We start from the raw sequence: 365 nt of genomic DNA, 5'->3' as shown, positions 1-365 counted from the left end.
AAAAAACAAGCAGGGTGTTTTATGGCAATTGCAAGAAAGCGACAAGTAAGTTTGGTTGATACAAAATATTACCACTGTATCTCGCGCTGTGTTCGACGTGCTTTTCTGTGTGGCGAAGACCACATTACAGGTCAATCTTACGAGCATCGACGAGGCTGGGTTGAAGATAAGTTGCTTGAATTAGCCAAGATATTTTGTATTGACGTCTGTGCTTATGCAGTTATGAGCAATCATACGCACTTAGTATTATATGTTGATAATAAAAAAGCGAATAGGCTTAATGATAAGGCGATTGTTATTCGGTGGCACAAGCTGTGCAAAGGCACCGTACTTACGCAAAAGTACATACAGGGCGAAAAGCTAGG

Annotated in this window: 1 protein-coding gene; it reads left to right on the top strand. The window is 40.8% G+C overall.

The window, feature by feature from the left end:
- Positions 1 to 21: 21 nt before the first annotated feature.
- On the top strand, positions 22 to 365 hold a 344-nt coding region (locus CWC16_RS19300), incomplete at its 3' end, for a transposase (protein WP_502705081.1).

The sequence above is a fragment of the Pseudoalteromonas sp. S3776 genome (assembly GCF_005886915.1).
In the GTDB taxonomy this organism is placed as follows: domain Bacteria; phylum Pseudomonadota; class Gammaproteobacteria; order Enterobacterales; family Alteromonadaceae; genus Pseudoalteromonas.
The sequence above is the reverse complement of the archived record's forward strand: the minus strand, read 5'-3'. Positions and strand labels throughout refer to the sequence as shown.